The organism is Parabacteroides sp. FAFU027 (assembly GCF_022808675.1).
GTDB lineage: Bacteria > Bacteroidota > Bacteroidia > Bacteroidales > UBA7332 > CAXXIC01.
This window is the reverse complement of record NZ_JAKZKV010000001.1, coordinates 686,016-703,002: the sequence shown is the minus strand read 5'-3', so window position 1 is coordinate 703,002 and position 16,987 is coordinate 686,016. Positions and strand designations below refer to the sequence as shown.

The 16,987-nt window shown below is 43.4% G+C and carries 12 protein-coding genes; 8 read left to right on the top strand and 4 right to left on the bottom strand.

The genetic code is table 11. The features are described 5' to 3' along the window. Positions 1–21: 21 nt before the first annotated feature. Positions 22–1,650, top strand: coding sequence for a beta-N-acetylhexosaminidase (locus tag MLE17_RS03060; RefSeq protein WP_243346936.1), 1,629 nt, complete (start codon positions 22–24; stop codon positions 1,648–1,650). A 351-nt stretch (positions 1,651–2,001) separates the two neighbouring features. Here the strand turns inward: MLE17_RS03060 and MLE17_RS03055 are convergent, their stop codons facing one another. Continuing rightward, positions 2,002–3,021: a hypothetical protein gene (locus MLE17_RS03055; RefSeq protein ID WP_243346934.1), complete on the bottom strand. Its 1,020-nt coding sequence runs from the start codon at positions 3,019–3,021 to the stop codon at positions 2,002–2,004. Positions 3,022–3,230: 209 nt separating this feature from the next. Then, positions 3,231–3,833: an acetate uptake transporter gene (locus MLE17_RS03050; protein WP_243346932.1), complete on the bottom strand. Its 603-nt coding sequence runs from the start codon at positions 3,831–3,833 to the stop codon at positions 3,231–3,233. 162 nt (positions 3,834–3,995) lie between these two features. Here MLE17_RS03050 and MLE17_RS03045 point away from each other — a divergent pair, with 162 nt between their 5' ends. From MLE17_RS03045 to MLE17_RS03015, 7 genes are all read left to right on the top strand, one after another. Next, entirely contained in the window at positions 3,996–9,767 is a 5,772-nt protein-coding gene (locus MLE17_RS03045) for an alpha-2-macroglobulin family protein (RefSeq protein WP_243346930.1), read from the top strand. Between the two features lie 95 nt (positions 9,768–9,862). After that, positions 9,863–10,936, top strand: a complete 1,074-nt coding sequence (locus MLE17_RS03040; protein WP_243346928.1) for a DUF1573 domain-containing protein — start codon at positions 9,863–9,865, stop codon at positions 10,934–10,936. Between the two features lie 117 nt (positions 10,937–11,053). Then, complete coding sequence (locus MLE17_RS03035; RefSeq protein ID WP_243346927.1) at positions 11,054–11,512, top strand: adenylyltransferase/cytidyltransferase family protein; 459 nt, start codon at positions 11,054–11,056, stop codon at positions 11,510–11,512. A gap of 6 nt (positions 11,513–11,518) precedes the next feature. Further along, a complete protein-coding gene (locus MLE17_RS03030) occupies positions 11,519–12,253 on the top strand; it encodes an SDR family NAD(P)-dependent oxidoreductase (protein WP_243346924.1) in 735 nt (244 codons plus the stop codon). 82 nt (positions 12,254–12,335) lie between these two features. Next, positions 12,336–13,271, top strand: coding sequence for a CDP-alcohol phosphatidyltransferase family protein (locus MLE17_RS03025; protein WP_243346923.1), 936 nt, complete (start codon positions 12,336–12,338; stop codon positions 13,269–13,271). Then, positions 13,258–14,262, top strand: coding sequence for a lysylphosphatidylglycerol synthase transmembrane domain-containing protein (locus MLE17_RS03020; protein ID WP_243346920.1), 1,005 nt, complete (start codon positions 13,258–13,260; stop codon positions 14,260–14,262). The genes MLE17_RS03025 and MLE17_RS03020 overlap by 14 nt, the downstream gene beginning before the upstream one ends. Continuing rightward, positions 14,262–15,092, top strand: a complete 831-nt coding sequence (locus MLE17_RS03015) for a lysophospholipid acyltransferase family protein (protein ID WP_317236619.1) — start codon at positions 14,262–14,264, stop codon at positions 15,090–15,092. Before MLE17_RS03020 ends, MLE17_RS03015 begins: the two co-directional genes overlap by 1 nt. 29 nt (positions 15,093–15,121) lie before the next feature. Here MLE17_RS03015 and MLE17_RS03010 read toward each other — a convergent pair whose 3' ends face one another. Next, positions 15,122–16,363, bottom strand: a complete 1,242-nt coding sequence (locus MLE17_RS03010) for an FtsX-like permease family protein (RefSeq protein ID WP_243346916.1) — start codon at positions 16,361–16,363, stop codon at positions 15,122–15,124. 268 nt (positions 16,364–16,631) lie between these two features. Next, on the bottom strand, positions 16,632–16,967 hold the full coding sequence (gene rbfA / locus MLE17_RS03005; RefSeq protein ID WP_243346915.1) for a 30S ribosome-binding factor RbfA: 336 nt from the start codon (positions 16,965–16,967) through the stop codon (positions 16,632–16,634). Positions 16,968–16,987 lie beyond the last annotated feature (20 nt).

Here is a 16,987-nt window from a genome sequence, read left to right as displayed (position 1 = left end):
TTCAATTCATATTTATATCCAATGAAAAAAATAACCGCAATCCTGGCCGCACTCTTATTTACCCTGAATATGATGGCATCGGAAAAGAAAGCTAGGGTGGACCTGATTCCTGTCCCCGTGCATTGCAAAGTGGAAAAAGGGACATTTACCTTTTCACCCAAAACAGAAATCTGCCTCACCACCGACAATCCGGAGATGCGAAATGCAATCGCCATTCTCTCCGAACGTTTCGAGCGCAGTGCCGGAATTCAACTTAACGTAACTTCAAATGCGAAAGGCGCACAGGTAATCGTCTGCTCGCTGAGTCCGGCCATTACGCATAAAGAGGGCTATAAACTGAATGTTACTCCACACCGTATCGAAGTTGCGGCAGCCACTCCGGCGGGGATTTTCTACGCGATGCAGAGCCTTCGCCAACTGCTTCCGGCAGCTATTGACAAAGATTCGTTATCTTCCGGTGTCAAGTGGTCAGTGCCTTGCATGGAGATTGAGGATTACCCGCGCTACCCTTACCGCGGACTGATGCTGGATGTCTGCCGCCACTTTTTCCCCGTTTCATTTGTCAAAAAATACATCGACTACCTGGCTTACCACAAGATGAACCGTTTCCACTGGCACCTGACCGATGACCAGGGATGGCGCATCGAGATAAAGAAATACCCGAAACTGACGGCGGTGAGCGCCTTTCGTGACCGCACCCTGATTGGCCACTACAGCGACAAACCGCGCCGCTGGGACATGACGCACTACGGCGGCTATTACACGCAGGAGGAGATACGCGATGTCATCGCGTATGCGCAAAAGCGTTTCGTGACCATCATTCCTGAAATTGAGATGCCCGGTCACGCCGAGGCGGCTTTGGCGGCTTACCCGAATCTTTCGTGCAGCGGAGGCCCGTTTGAATTGGTCGGCGATTGGGGTATCCGGAAGGATATTTATTGTTCGCGTGAAGAGACGTTTCTGTTTTTACAAGATGTATTGAGCGAAGTGGCGGATTTGTTCCCTGCTCCGTATATCCACATCGGGGGAGATGAGGCGCCCAAGTTGCGTTGGTTGCGCTGCTTTGCCTGTCAGGAACGCATCAAAAAGGAGGGATTGAAGGACGGGCACGAACTGCAAAGCTACTTTATCCGTCGCATGGAGGATTTCCTGCAAACGAAAGGGAAACGAATCATCGGTTGGGACGAGATACTGGAAGGGGGTCTGGCGCCGAATGCCACCGTGATGTCGTGGCGGGGAACGGATGGCGGTATCGCAGCTGCACGCCAGCATCACGATGTGATTATGACTCCGCTGCAAAGCGTTTACCTCGACCATTATCAGGGAAAACAGGCGGACGAACCGCTGGCTATCGGCGGTTTCACTCCTTTGTCAAAGACATATGACTTCGACCCCACGCCCGCATCGCTCAAACCCGATGAAGCGGCTCATATCCTCGGGGTGCAGGGAAATCTCTGGACGGAATACATCGCTACCGAGGCCTATGCCGAATACATGGCTTTCCCCCGGGCTGCCGCTATTGCCGAAACGGCCTGGTCTTCTCAGGTAAATAAAGACTACAACGCTTTTCTGAATCGGTTGAATCTCCTTTTACCGCATTACGATGCGATGGGATTGCGTTACAGCCGGTCATTTCAGAAGGGGGAATAGGTGGGTTTTTGCCCGATGCAAATTTGCCGGAAATCGAAACTTGGAGAGATAATTTCACTGTGAAATCAGTTGCTGCAAATCTGCAGGAGATAATTTCTATGCGAGAATGACCGCTGCAAAATTGCAACAAACTTTCCCGGAATGGGAACGGGCGCTGCAAAGTTGCAGGAGATGTTCCCGATGCGGGACGGACTGTCGCAAAATTGCAGCGAATGTTCCCGAAGCGGGACGATGCGCTGCAAAATTGAGCAGGTTTTCCCGGAGTGGGAACGGACGCTGCAAGATTTTCAGGCAAATATTTTACCATATAAAACAAGAAAGCCGGCTCACGATGAACCGGCTTTCCTTGTTTTATTGATATTGAATGTAAATGGGTCTTGGTTTTTCCTTCAACACCTCTTCGGGGGTGAGCATGTGGTGAGGAGGATTCTTGAGGTCGTTTTTGTAAAACAGTTTGAATCCTGTAAACTGTACCGGCTGGTGGTGGATGTATGCCTCGTAACTGTCGTGTTTCAGGTAAGGAGCGCCCCAACCGTCCATGTTCATCACAATCTGTACTTCGGGGTGAAGTTTGATGTTCTTGTAGTTCTTCACCATGCCCTGGGTAAAACGGTGTACAATCAGGATTTTGGTGCTCAGGTGATTATCCTTGACCAGTTTGGCCAGATAATTGGAGCAATAATTCACATCCTCAGCATCAAACCAACCGATTTTCGTACCTGGGCGGTGTCCTTCCTTCATGGAAAATTCAGGGTCGATGGCCAGATGTACATTTGGCATTTTCAGATATTTTTCAAGTAACGGCACTTCTGCTTTCAGGTTACTCAGTGCCACCTGTACATCCAGGAAGACGATGGCATTTCCCATTTTTGCAATGGTCAGCGCCGAATCAATCTGCTTATCCGGCATCCGGTAACGGTACATTCCATCTTTGCCCGGACTGCCCTGCGCCACTACCGCGATGTAGTGAATGGCCGGAATCACCGGTGTCGTCGGGTCGGCCTTTTGCCACGCTTTCATCTCGGCATGAAGCTTCACCCAAAGCTCTTTCGGAGGATATTCACCCAAAACCCCCATTCGCTTAGAGAAAAGATTCCCGTAATAGGCAATGATACGGTGGAAGGGTAGAATCGCTCCGTTTTGCGGATAAGGTTGAGGCTTCACAGGCCATCTGCCGGTCGTGTCACCGTTGACCAGTGCCTGTAGTTTTTTGTTGTATGCGACTGTGTCCAAATTGGTTGTCTCTTTGGCAACTTCTTTTGACAAGGATTTCTTTGTTGAATTTTCTTTAGCTGAAGATTCAGATTTGTTTCCGCATCCGGTGAAAAGAAGGAGGGATGCGACGGTTAACGATAGAATGACATTTTTCATAAGGCATAATTGTCTGGTGGTTTAACGGAATGCAAGATAGCGAAAACTTTTTACTAACGGCGGTGATGGTTAAACTTTTCCAAAGTTCAAAACTTTGGAAAAGTTAGAGTCAGTGGGAAACAAAAAAATCTGGTGATTTGTGAAGCGCACAAAATCACCGGATTAATTGTTTTTTAGAGGTGTACGAATGAGCTTCGTTTACCACTAAATTATTTCATGATTGGAGAACCTACAGGAAGCATTACGCGACCGTAGAATTTGTTGAGCAGGTTAGCTCCGGCTCCGTAGAAGCCTAACAGAGAGATAAACAACTCTGACCATGCAGCGATGGTGTGCCAGATTTCGCCCATTTCGAAAGAGCTCATCATCAGGCCAAGGAAAAGCACATCAATCAGTACCATGATTGCAATCAGTACTTTATTTGTGCGGAACGAAGCCACCGTAATAAAGAGTGAGATAATCAGGTAACCCAGAAATGCAAAACCGAGTTGGTGAACATCTACAGTTTGTGCCAGAGCAGCTCCGAAAACGCCCAGTTTAATCAACCATGCGGTTCCGACTGACAACCAGAAAAATCCGTAGATACCAAAAGCGGTAGAACCAAAAAGGTTGTTGTGTTTAAAGTCATAAACACATGCCATCAACTGAGCGAAACCACCCAGGAAGATAGCCCATGGAATCACCATGGAAAGGCCTTCAGTCCAGCCCAGTTTTTGAGATGCGGCTACCAGGGTAACCATAGCAAGGCCGGTCAATCCCAGCGGGGTGGGGTCGGCCACTTCAATTCTAATGTACTTGCCTTGTTCGTGCATAAAAAGATTTTAGTTTATAATTTGCGGGCGCAAAGGTAGTTATAAATCAGTACACTGCAAACTAAGGTTAATTTATAAGACCTTATTTTGCTCATGGAGAAGAATGTTTTGAGTATATTTCCGTTAGAAAAACAGAAGCCGTGATATAAATCCTACATGAATATGAAAACAAAACTTTTATTTTGGACAATGATTCTCTGTGGCATTTTCGCCCTGAATGCGCAGAACTCTTCGGTAAATGACAAATACCAACCTTATTGGACCAAAATCGAAAAAGCGCAAAAAGAGGGGTTGCCTAAGAGTGCATTAAAAGAAAGCCGGGCTGTTTTAGCTCAGGCAAAGTCTGATAAAAACGGTCCGGCCATATTGAAGTCGTTGGTCCTGATAGCCGGGCTACAACAAACGATTGCCCCGGATAGTGTGAAATATCTGTTTAGGGAAATGGAAGGAATGTTGGAGGAAAATCAGGAACCAGTTTTTAAAAGTCTTCTTCACTCCGCTCTGGCTGAACTTTATCACCAGAGTTACCGGCGTGAGTGGTGGGTCATCAGACAACGGACTGCTATTGCTTCCGATAATTCTGATGATATGTCTTCCTGGACTTCTGCCCGGTATATCGATGTCATAGTCAGCCACATCAAACAATCTTTGCAAAATCAATCGACCCTCTCTACTGTTCCGACTGAGAAATACGCTCTGGTATTGGATAAAGGCAAAGATTCTCCGCGGTTACGTCCTTCCATGTACGATTTACTCGTTTACCGGGCAGTGGAGTTGCTACAGGAAAATGACTTCGATGAATACCGGTCAATTGCAATTTCGGCTTTGAATGATTTGAAGAACATAAATACCCAAAAAGGAAACGGGGATGCCTACCTGATGGCTGAATTGCAGCGATTATCATTCTGCAAAGGCCGCGAAGTTTCAGATAACCAGTACGAACAAGCATTATTAGCATTGCAAAAGAAATATAGGAATTCGCCAATTTCGGTGGAGGTTGACCTTGCTTTGGCTGAATTTTATCTTGAAAATGACAATGATATTATTCCCCTGAATGAAGATAATTCAGAGGTTGAACCAGACAACTCTACTAAAATCCGCAATTATGAAAAGGTGCTTCAGATTTGCAATGAGGCGATTCGTCTTTATCCCAATTACGACCGAATCGGACAGATTCAATCCCTGAAAGAACAGATTCTGTTACCGTTCGCCCATTTTTCCATGCCGTCGCAGCTTTATCCCGGTCAAAAGGCTAAAGTCAAAATCCACTACCGGAATCTTGACCAGCTTTCCTTCCGCATTTATCGGGTGGATGCTCCAATGATGGCGGAAATCATCCAGACAAAGAGTAAATATCCGGAGAAAATGGTATTGGAACAAAAACTATCACTCTCCAATCCGAAACCATATCTGGAAAAAGATACCGTAGTGGAAATTTCTGTTTCTCAAATCGGTAATTACCGGTTAGAAAGTTCAGCTGTATCGGGCAAAGAGGTCAAAAACAACGGGTCTGAACATTTCAGTGTAAGTAAAATAGCTGCAGTTAGCCGGTCTGCCGGAGGTGTTGTAGAGGTGCTGGCTGCTGATTTTAAAAGTGGCGACCCTTTGACCAACACCACAGTAATTCTATACAAAAGGAATTATCCCGACCAATTTGCGGAAGTCGGAAGAGGTAAAACACAGGCGCACGGACTTTTTACTGTGGATAAATCAAAATCAGCCAACGCCTATCAGGTCGTGGATGGCGATGATGTTTATTCCCCCATTTCCTATTTACCCTATTCCGGTGAACCCTTGACAACGGCAACGGGTGCTGACATCGAGCAACTATTCACAGACCGCATCGTTTACCGTCCCGGACAGACGGTTTATTTCAAAGGATATGTTTACCGGAGTTCGTTGGAGCGTGGGACGGAGGCCATCGAGCAAAGGGCAGTAACCGTTTTACTCAAAGATGCGAATGGTAGGGAAATAGATAAAAAAGAACTGGTTTCAAATGAATTTGGCTCATTTGCCGGCAGTTTTATTTTACCCAAACAAACCCTAAACGGGGAGTTTTCTATATCTACGGCTAATGCAAATTACTCCTTCTCCGTAGCAGAATACAAACTGCCGAAGTTCAAAATTGAGTTGAAGCAGTCAGACAAAACGTACCAGTTTGGAGATAACATTACCGTCAAGGGAAATGCACAAACCTTCTCCGGCGTGAAGATGGACGGCCAGGTCGTGAAATATAAGGTAACCCGAAGGATGCACTGGTTCTGCCGCTGGGGAAGCCGGATCGAAAAAATAATCGCTACGGGAACTGCTAAAACGGATGCGAACGGCCAGTTTACGATTTCTTTTCAGGCAGAAAAAGATCCTAATAGCTCTGCTTATCCCTGGCTGGCTTACAATTTCAATGTTGAAGCCTCATTGACGGATAAAACCGGAGAAACACAGCAAGCAGACCTGTCTGTTCCGGTTGGCAATGTTTCAATGGCACTTGATTTTGAAATGCCGCAGGATGTGGATCGGGAGCATTTGCCTAAAATAATCATTCGGGCGAATAATCTCAGTGGAATGCCGGTTACAGCAAAAGGCAGCTACCGGCTTTACCGGTATGAAAATCAGACTTTGCAGGAAATAGATGACAATCAGAAGTTGGTGCGCGAAAAGAAACCACGACTGGAAGCCGAATTTGAAGCCAATAAACCGATTAATACCGACCGTTGGAATGCATTGACTTCCGGTGAATATCTGATTGTTGCCGAAACAAAGGACGAACAAGGACGAATAATCAAGGAAGAACGTCGCTTTACCCTTTTCCATTTTTATGAAAAGGAGATGCCAAAGACGGCTTACGTCTGGTTGTACAAATCCGTCACCGAATGTCGTGTTGGCGAAGGAGCCGTGATGCTGTTCGGTTCATCGGCAGATGCCGACGTTCTTTTTGAAGTCTATGACAATAAATCATTGGTTGACCGGAAACGGTTGAAACTCAACAACAATGTAAGAAGGGTAGTTGTGCAGTATCTTTCAAGCTATGGGAAATCCATTACCGTGCAATTCAGTTATTTCAAGAACGGGCATTTCTTCCATGAATCCGTCGATGTGAAACAGGCCGAACCCGATCGTAAAATCTCTATGCGTTGGAGCTCTTTCCGCGATAAAACCACACCCGGACAAAAGGAAGAGTGGAAACTAACTGTTCGTGACCGGGAGGATTATCCCTTAAAAGCAGAAGTGCTGGCGGAGATGTATGACCTGTCATTAGACCAAATCAGACCTTTTAATCCGGTGTTTAATCTTCCTACGTTTACAACTCATGCGTTGAGTCCCTGGTATTCCGAAGGAAGAGGATTTAATAATGAAACCGGTTGGCTGAATTTTGACGGGAAACAGTACAAATCCCGCGAATTTGACTTTGACCGATTAAATCTGGATATCAATTCCTACAGAAACAGGTCATTAAGGGCGGGGGTAATGGAGGCAAAGGCGGCCGTTGGTGCTGTCAATTTTGACAAAGGGACAGATGATATTTCTGAACCATTTATGGTGCTTAATGAAACAAAAGTGGCAATAACCGGAGTGCAGCAAATTTCCACAAAAAAAATAACACTCGAACAAAACCAGAAACCTGTTACAATTCGCAAAAACTTTGGAGAAACAGCCTTCTTCTATCCGCAGCTCAAAACGAACAAAGACGGAGATGCTGTGGTCAGCTTTACTGTACCGGATAATCTTTCAGATTGGAAATTTATCGGAAGGGCCCACACTAAGGATATGCGGACTTATCAGCTGTTGGATACCATTTCCGTCAGGAAAGATTTAATGATTGAATCCTATATGCCGCGCTTCGTGCGTCAGGGTGATAAAGTGGTGTTGACTGCCAAAATCTCAAATCTCTCCGATAAGGCTATTTCCGGAATTGCCAAAGTCGAGATTTTCAATCCGTTTACGGGAAAGATTCTGACTAATATCAGCCTGAATCCTCTGCCTTATCAGCTTCCGACTGACGGTAATACATCGGTCGCATGGAATCTGGATATTCCTTCTGACGCTGAATTATTGGGGTGTCGTTTTATAGCCGAATCCGGTCAGTTTAGCGATGGTGAAGAACAGATTCTACCAGTACTGACCAAACGTCAGTTAGTCACGGAAGCAGTTCCTTTGAATCTCGGATGGACGGGAGATAAAAAGATTTCATTACCCCAAGGTTCACCTTCACAGACCGATTACCGGATTACTCTTGAGTTGGTTTCCAATCCGGCCTGGTATGCTGTTCATGCTTTACCCGTAGTGGCAGAACCGACCTCTGAAGACCTCGTTTCCTGGGTAACGGCTTTGTATGCCAATTCATTGGCAACACACATTGTAGCCTCAAATCCGGGCATACAGAATTACTTCAAGACCGCATCGTTGTCAACAAATGCGCAGGAAGCCTTCCGTTCCAAACTGGAGAAAAATGAAGAGCTGAAATCCGTCCTGATACAGGAAACTCCGTGGGTCAATCAGGCTGTAGGGGAAACGCAACACAAACAGAGATTAAGCGAACTGCTTAATTCCAACCGGTCAAAAACACTTACAGATAAGGCGCTGACCCGAATTACACAATTACAAAACAATGATGGTTCTTTTTCCTGGTATCCGCAAATGGCTGGAAGTGCTTATCTGACTCGCTTTGTACTATCCAGTCTTTCGAAACTTTCATCGTTGGGCGCAACAGAAAATAATCCGGAAATTAAACCAATACTTGAAAAGGCAGTCCACTATCTGGATGCCGACTTGCTCAAAACTTATGAGGATTTGAAGAAGTACAATTCAAATTGGTCCCAGACTGCAGTGCTGTCTCTGTCAGATTTACAGACGTTGGTTTTGCGTGCCGCATTTCCCAATATAGAAATGAGTGCTAAGGAAAAAGAAGCTTATCAATTCTATCAGACACTGGCAGAGCAACATTGGGTTGAAAAGTCATTACAGGAAAAAGCACTGACCTTAATCCTGATGAAGCGTCTGCAAAATCAGTCAGTGGCGACAAATATTCTAAAATCCATCAAAGAATTCGGCAGCGAATCACCGGAGTTTGGGTACTATTTCCCTTCTTTGACACCTGACCACCGATGGGGGCGAACAGCAATAACCGTTCATACCCAAATTATGGATGCCTTTGAGTTGATGGGAACAGAAGCTCCAATTTTGAAGAAAATGCAAATATGGCTATTGAAGCAAAAACAGACTGAACAATGGAATTCGTTGCCTGAAACCGTCGATGCCGTGTATGCTTTACTCAAGAGAGACAGCGAGTTACTCGCTGCAACCGGTAAAGTTTCAGTAAAAGTCGGGGATAATGTTGTTCTGAAAACAAATGACGATTCTCCAACGTTTGAATACAAGGCGGAAATTCCTGTTTCGGATTTCAATAAATCGAATCGGGAAATCGTTTTCACCAAGACAAGTCCGGGGATAACCTGGGGAGCCATTTATCGGCAATATTTTGAAGATATGGATAAAATCAAGGCTCAAAAAGGTGCTTTATCCGTTTCCAAAACATTGTATCGTGAGGCCCTAACTGGTAATCAGAAGCAATCACAGCCGGTTACACCGGAAATGCCTCTTAGAGTAGGCGATAAGGTTATCGTAAGACTGGTTCTAAAATCAGATCGGGATCTGGATTTTGTTCATTTAAAAGATAATCGGGCAGCTTGCCTTGAGCCGGTGGAACAACTTTCGGGATGCCGTTGGAAAGATGCCGTTTGCTATTATCAGGAAACAAAGGACGCTTCCACCCAGTTCTTTTTCCCACAACTTAATAAGGGAACTTATGTGATTGAGTACTCATTGTGGGTCAACCGGGCCGGGAGCTATACCGCAGGCGTTGCATCATTACAATGCTTATATGCACCGGAGTTTGTTGCGCATTCTGTCGGAGAATCTTTGTCTGTTAAGCCATAAAAAGGCTGTAAGGGATTCGCATTTACCCTTATTTTAATACATTTGCAGGGATATTCTGTATCATGATTTATTCATCTAAATAAAAAAGTGGAGTTATGAAAAAAGTGTTTTTCGCAGCACTAGTTATGTTAGCTGCAATTTCAGCTTTCGCTCAGAGTGGGCCAGTGATTGATTTCAAAGACAAATCGCATGATTTTGGAACCATCAAGGAAGATGACGGGAGTGTAACCTGTGAGTTCATTTTTACCAACAAAGGTGATGCCCCATTGGTAATCAGTCGAGTGCAGGCATCGTGTGGTTGTACTACTCCTGATTGGAGTAAAGAGCCAATTGCTCCGGGCAAAACGGGATTTGTAAAAGCAACTTATGCAGCCAAAGGCCGTCCCGGACAGTTTAGCAAAACCATCACAGTGTATTGCAACACAAAAGAAGGTACTGTCATACTGAACATCAAAGGAAACGTTTTACCCAAAACAGCAAGTATCGAAGACCAATATCCGGTATCTTTTGGTGACTTGAAGCTTGGTAAAATAAACCTTTCGTTTTATGACATTCAGAAAACCGGAACCAAAACTGACAAAATTGCAATTTACAACAGCGGGAAAAACCCGCTGTCTTTGCATTTTAGCCGTGTTCCGTCACATTTGACTGTAGTTGCTTCTCCTGCTGTTGTTCCGGCTTCAGGAAAAGGAGAAATCGTTGTAACCTACAAAGGTGCTGTGAAAGATTGGGGAACTCGTCTTGATGATATTTTTATTCTCCAGAATAATGAGTCAAAAATCGCCAGTGATCGCAAGATTACAGTTTCGGCTAATATCGTGGAAGATTTTTCCGTTTTAACTCCTCAGCAACGTGAAAATGCGCCCCGCATTGAAGCCAGTTCTACAAACGTAAATTTTGGCAAAATTAATCTTAGCGACAAAAAGACAGAAGTTATTACTTTGAAAAATGCAGGAAAAAGCACGCTTCATATCCGTAAAATAAAAGCTAATTCCAGCCTGTTACAGGTAAGGGCTGACCGTGTCAGTGTTGCTCCGGGGAAATCTATTCAGTTGCAGATTGCTCTTATTCCGGGTAAAGCCAAAAGTGGTGTGAATGAATTGGTAAGTGTTATATCCAATGATCCGTCCAATTCGATAATCAACATTCATGTAGCCGCTACACGTTAATACTTCCCAAATTCAGAGTGCTATAGACGGACAGAATATCCATTTTCGGACAATCTTTGGATTTAATGATTACTTTTGCGGAAAATTTTAGAGGCAGAATGCCGGAAAGCTTACAATATGTTTAAAGGAAAAACCGTAGTTTATACATCCGGAACGTTTGATATGTTCCATATCAATCACCTGAAAATGATCAATTACGCTCGTGGTTTGGGCGATTTATTGATTGTTGGTGTCAGTACAGATGAGCTGGTTTGTTCATATAAGGCCAAACCGGCTATTCCTTTTACAGAGCGTTTACAAATTGTTGAAGCACTTAAAGGCCCCGATATTGTTATACCTCAGCACAGCCTTGATCACACTGAGATTGTGAAGAAACTACACATTGATGTTTTTGTGGTAGGGGATGACTGGTATGGTAAATACGACTATCTGCAGGATTTAGGTGTGGATGTTTTTTATTTCCCATATGGCAACGGTATTTCTTCTACCAGCCTGAAAAAGTCAATTTACGAAAGCTATAACCAGAGTCTGCGCGTTGAGCGTGAAGCAAAACCGATAATTCCCAAAGAAGAATAAGAGATAATGAATCAACAAACCGCTTTAATAACAGGTGGGACAAAAGGAATAGGCAAAGCCGTTGCTCAGCGATTGTTGGGTGAGGGCTTTGATGTTTTATTGACCTATGGATCCGATATTCAGCGTGCAAACGAAGTTAAGGATGAACTCGCAAGTGCTTTCCCTTCAAGTCGGGTTTATATCCTTCAGGCTGATATTTCAGATTTGGCATCAATTGATCTTATTTGTAATTATATATCTGATAATGGCCTTTCTATTGGTTCTGTGATTTTCAATGCCGGACTGACTGACCGAACTGACTTTCATCAAATCAATCCGGAAGAGTGGAAACGTGTCTTTGATGCTAATGTTCATTTCCCAGTCTTCCTTCTTCAAAAATTATATGATCAAATGCAACCCGGTGCATCCGTTGTCTTCACCGGATCATTGATGGGAATTCATCCCCATTCGGTGTCACTTGTCTATGGAGTCACCAAATCGACCGTTCACGCATTGGTAAAGAACCTGGTCAAATTCCTAGCTCCAAAAGGGATTCGTGTAAATGCTGTGGCACCCGGTTTTGTGGATACAGAGTGGCAGAAGACGAAACCCGCAAAAATCAAGGCTAATATTAATGCCAAGATTGCTTTGGGGCGTTTTTGCGAACCGGAAGAATTAACTGATGTCTACCTGATGTTGGTTGAAAATAAATACATCAACGGCGAAATTATCACTGTGGACGGTGCCTATTCGTACAAATAACATATCTGAGGAATCGAAAAATAGCTTAATTTGACTACCTTTGCGGCCATTATGAAGACTATGTCTAAACATTACAACCACAATGGCTCAAAATTCAACTGAAAAAATAACACTCGAATCCTCTCTAAAATCTCTGGAAATTGAGAATTTCCTTGACCGTTACTTTTATCGTCCGGTCGCTTTTCAGATCGCTCTATTACTTCGTCATACTCCGGCAACACCCAATATGGTCACCGTTTTGTCCATTTTTGTTGGGATTGCCGCTGGTACCCGCTTTTACTTTGATGATATCTGGACAAATATTACGGGTATCCTTCTCCTGATTTTAGCTAATACACTCGACTGTGTTGATGGCCAATTGGCCCGACTTACTGGGATTAAATCGAAAATCGGTAGAATTCTTGATGGATTTGCCGGTGATCTTTGGTTTGCAACTATTTATATCGCGATATGTTTGCGTACCATGAATGAAGGAGCTCCGGTATATATCTTTGCATTAGCTATTTTCTCTGGTTATTCTCATTCCCGTCAGGCTGCTATCGCTGATTATTTTAAGAATATCCACCTCTTTTTCCTGAAGGGGACAGCCGGTAGTGAACTGGATGATGCCGAAACTTTACAACAAAAATATCTTGCCCTTTCCTGGAAAAATGATTTCTGGGAAAAATTATTCAAATTCTTTTATCGCTTTTATACCCGCGGACAGGAAAAGCTTACTCCCGAAATTCAGAAAATGCGAAAAACTATCGCATCCAGATACAACAATAACATTTCAGAAGAATTAAAAAGCGGTTTTCGTACCGAATCAACCGGAATCATCTTTTGGATGCACTCGTTATCTTTTAATACTCGTTCTCTTTTCTTATTCGGATTTACTTTAATCGGTCATCCATGGTACTACTTTATTTTTGAGATTGTGGCGTTGAATCTGGCTTTACTTACCGGATTGAAGAGATATGAGCAAGTTTGTAAAACTATTAATGAAAACATTTTAGCCGGAAAATATGACAAAAGGTAAAATCACCAAGAATATCTTCTTTCTCATCGCTGTTGTAGCCATTGTGTTAATTGTATGGAAGATAGGTTTTGATACTATTGTTGAGAATATCCTGAAAACAGGGTGGTGGTTTTTCCCGATTATCGGTATCTGGCTGGTGGTCTATCTGATAAATGCCAAAGCGTTTCATCTGATCATCAACGACGAAAAGCATAATGGCAAAGTCTCTTATCTGAAGTCTCTTCAACTGACTATTACCGGTTTTGCCCTTAATTATTCTACTCCGGCCGGTATGATGGGGGGGATGCCATATAGGGCTTTAGAACTACAGAAGATAGTAGGAGGGCATAAAGCGACTTCCTCAGTGGTGCTTTATACCATGATGCATGTGATGGCCCACTTTTTCTTTTGGTTGACCTCTATCCTGGTTATTGCATTCTTTATTACCGTTTCCCACGATTTGTCGATTGTGCTAACGGTTATATTTATCTTCTTCGTTGGTCTGACATTCCTGTTTTTCAAAGGATATAAAAGAGGATTGTTATTGAAGTTTTTTGCTTTCCTCAAAAAACAACCGTTTTTCAAAAAGAAGGCTGCAGCTTTTTATGAGAAAAAAGAGGCAGAGTTGATTGAAATTGATACTCAGATATCAGATCTGTACCTTAACCGCAGGAAGACGTTTTATTATACGTTAGGCCTAGAATTCCTCGGTAGAATGGTGAATAGCCTTGAAGTCTATTTCATCATTCATGCAATTGGTATTGATGTGACCTACATGCAAGCGTTTGTAATGGTTGCTCTCACAACATTACTGGCCAATATTCTTTTCTTTTTCCCAATGCAATTGGGTCCAAGGGAGTTCGGATATACCGGAGCTTTAAAGTTGATGAAAATAGCGCCTCTTGTAGGCCCGGTAGGTGGTTTGGGTATTTATGTAAGTCTCGTTACACGTATCCGGGAAATGATCTGGATCGGTATTGGTGTTGTTCTTATGAAAATTAATTCGAAATAATGCGCAGGGTAGTTCTTGACCAAAAAGATTTCGCAATAATGTCACCGCTGTTAAGGGGTAAAAAAGGGTTACGTTTAGGACGGTGTCTTGTCAGGTTGTTGTCAATACATCGGGTAAACCGGGTATATGAAAACTCTATACATTTGAGAGGGGCAGAGTTTGCCGCTTCTTTACTTAAAGACGTGGGAGTATCTTATGAAATTGAAAATGAAGAACAGTTATCTAATTTACCAGAGGGGACTTTCATAACTGTTTCTAACCACCCTTATGGTGGATTAGACGGTGTTATTATGATCGACATCATGGTTAGACGTCGCCCTGATTATAAATTCATGGTAAACTCCATTCTGATGAATGTCAGAACCATGGCTGATAATTTTGTCGGTGTTCAACCTGCAACGGCTAAAAGTTCAGGTTCTAATGATAATGCTCTAAAACTTAAAGAAACAATTCGGCACATGAAAGAGGGGCATCCTATGGGTTTTTTCCCGGCAGGAGCAGTTTCCAACTTTCATAAACCCAACTGGTTTCAACTTACTGATCGTGACTGGCAGCCAACTGTAATACGTCTTATTCAAGCGGCAAAGGCACCGGTTATACCTATTTTCTTTCATGGAAAGAACTCCTGCTTCTTTAACTTTCTCGGCCGGGTCAACTGGCAACTCCGAAGCATGCGTATGCCTTACGAAGTTTTCAATAAAAGAGGGAAAACAATAAAAGTAACAATCGGTGATCCAATTTCCTGGGAAGAGCAGAAACAATATGCAAAAGTAGAGGAGCTGGCTGCTTTCCTGAAAGCCAGGACTTATGCACTGAGTAAAAAAGGGTGAATGGAAAATTTTCCACTCACCCTTTTTTATCAGTTATTTTGTCTGGTTTCGCTCAGATATTTATTCTTCAGCGATTTTACCGGATACCAGGCAGACAGGAACCCAATCGTAAATACCACTCCTAATATGGTCATCAGGTCTGTACAGACCACTTTTACCGGATAGGTATCCACTACAAATGCTCCCATATTGCCTCCCATTCGTAATAATCCGAAACTTTCCTGAGCGACACATAGAAGAAGTCCTAGTACAATACCGACTATTGCTCCAATTGCGGAGATCATCCACCCTTCAAATAAGAAGATCCGTGAAATAAGCTGATTGTCCGCACCCAGGCTACGTAGTGTTGCAATATCAGCCTTCTTCTCGATAATCAGCATAGACAGCGAACCGATGATATTAAATGTCGCAATCATCAGGACGAAACAAAGGATCAGGAAGGTCATCCATTTTTCGATTTTCATCATTTTGAAAGCCTCTTCCTGTTGTTCGTACCGGTCTGCAACTTTAAACTGAGGCCCCAGAGCCCTGGCTATTTTCGACTTAACATCGTCAATATCTGTGTTTGGCTTCAGTTTTAACTCAATTGAGGTTACCTCATTGGTATATTGGAAAAGCTTTCTGGCCAGACTGATCGGAACGATGATAGTTGACTCATCGTATTTCGCCTGATTGACACTAAATATTGCAGTGACATAGGCGTAGTCTGTATTAAATGCGGATGCCGGATTAGCCATGCTGACTTTACCTTCCCTTTTCGGAGCGTAAATTTCAAGCGGCTCCACAAAGTTAGCCCCCACTCCAAGCGACAGGGATAATCCGGCGCCAACGGTCGCATAACTCACCAGGCTATCAGCCAATACAAATTTCCCATCATACAGGATACTATCAATGTGGGTTAGCTTTGAGAAATTATCCGAAACCCCCATCAGGGTTGCAGTTACCTGACGGTCCTTGTAGCGAACTAAAGCGTTGTCTTCCACAATCTCAGAGAAGACAGCTATCTCGGGCATCTTTCTCAATGCATTGATTTTTTCATTATTTGCATTGAATGTTTTTCCTTCAACAACAGAGACCTTTAGTTCGGGGTCAAAGGAGCAAAAAAGAGATGCAACCAGATTCTGGAATCCATTGAAAACCGATAAAGTACAGACCAGTGCCATTGTAGCGATGGCTACACCACTGACCGATACCATCGAAATGACATTGATGGCACTGTGGGACTTTTTCGAAAAAAGATATCGAAATGCGATTTTACCGGAAAGACTCATGGTGTAGTTTTCTTTATGTCATCCTGGGGATGAATTGCCAGTTTGTGGGTTAAGAGCCTGTTTTAATTTTATTGCTCGACTTTTTTAGGGCTATTACAAAGTAGATTTTTTGCTTTTCTCCCGCAGATTTAGCGGGCTAAATCAAGGGCGAAAAGTGAAAAATATGCACGGAATAGACTAAAAAAGGAGCAAAGAAAGACGATAAGCCTGCTTTATAAGATGTTTCGGTAAAATTTAAACAGGCTCTAAGTCCGGATGGGAAAATGCTTTATTTCTTAAGCAGGTTGTCGATATTCTCGATGTAGTCCAGCGAGTCATCTATATAGAATGACAACTCAGGAATCACGCGAAGCTGGTGACGTACACGTTTGCCCAAATCGAAACGAATCTGCTTCACATTAGCCTGAATAGCTTTAATCAGCTCCGGGCCTTTTGCCGATGGGAAAACGCTGAGATATACTTTGGCAATTCCCAGGTCAGGAGATACGCGCACGGTGCTCACGGTAATCAGGATACCTTGCATGGCACGGGCTTGTTGAAGGAATATATCGCTCAATTCTTTTTGTAACAGGCGATTGATTTTACTTTGTCTTGTTGTTTCCATTTATATAAACTGGTTTGCTC

What these genes read in the sequence shown, in the direction of transcription:
- MLE17_RS03035 (WP_243346927.1), top strand. Translation starts at nt 11,054, where the DNA reads ATGTTTAAAGGAAAAACCGTAGTTTATACATCCGGAACGTTTGATATG.
- MLE17_RS03010 (WP_243346916.1), bottom strand. Translation starts at nt 16,363, where the DNA reads ATGAGTCTTTCCGGTAAAATCGCATTTCGATATCTTTTTTCGAAAAAG.
- MLE17_RS03055 (WP_243346934.1), bottom strand. Translation starts at nt 3,021, where the DNA reads ATGAAAAATGTCATTCTATCGTTAACCGTCGCATCCCTCCTTCTTTTC.
- MLE17_RS03020 (WP_243346920.1), top strand. Translation starts at nt 13,258, where the DNA reads ATGACAAAAGGTAAAATCACCAAGAATATCTTCTTTCTCATCGCTGTT.
- MLE17_RS03050 (WP_243346932.1), bottom strand. Translation starts at nt 3,833, where the DNA reads ATGCACGAACAAGGCAAGTACATTAGAATTGAAGTGGCCGACCCCACC.
- rbfA (WP_243346915.1), bottom strand. Translation starts at nt 16,967, where the DNA reads ATGGAAACAACAAGACAAAGTAAAATCAATCGCCTGTTACAAAAAGAA.
- MLE17_RS03060 (WP_243346936.1), top strand. Translation starts at nt 22, where the DNA reads ATGAAAAAAATAACCGCAATCCTGGCCGCACTCTTATTTACCCTGAAT.
- MLE17_RS03025 (WP_243346923.1), top strand. Translation starts at nt 12,336, where the DNA reads ATGGCTCAAAATTCAACTGAAAAAATAACACTCGAATCCTCTCTAAAA.
- MLE17_RS03015 (WP_317236619.1), top strand. Translation starts at nt 14,262, where the DNA reads ATGCGCAGGGTAGTTCTTGACCAAAAAGATTTCGCAATAATGTCACCG.
- MLE17_RS03045 (WP_243346930.1), top strand. Translation starts at nt 3,996, where the DNA reads ATGAAAACAAAACTTTTATTTTGGACAATGATTCTCTGTGGCATTTTC.
- MLE17_RS03040 (WP_243346928.1), top strand. Translation starts at nt 9,863, where the DNA reads ATGAAAAAAGTGTTTTTCGCAGCACTAGTTATGTTAGCTGCAATTTCA.
- MLE17_RS03030 (WP_243346924.1), top strand. Translation starts at nt 11,519, where the DNA reads ATGAATCAACAAACCGCTTTAATAACAGGTGGGACAAAAGGAATAGGC.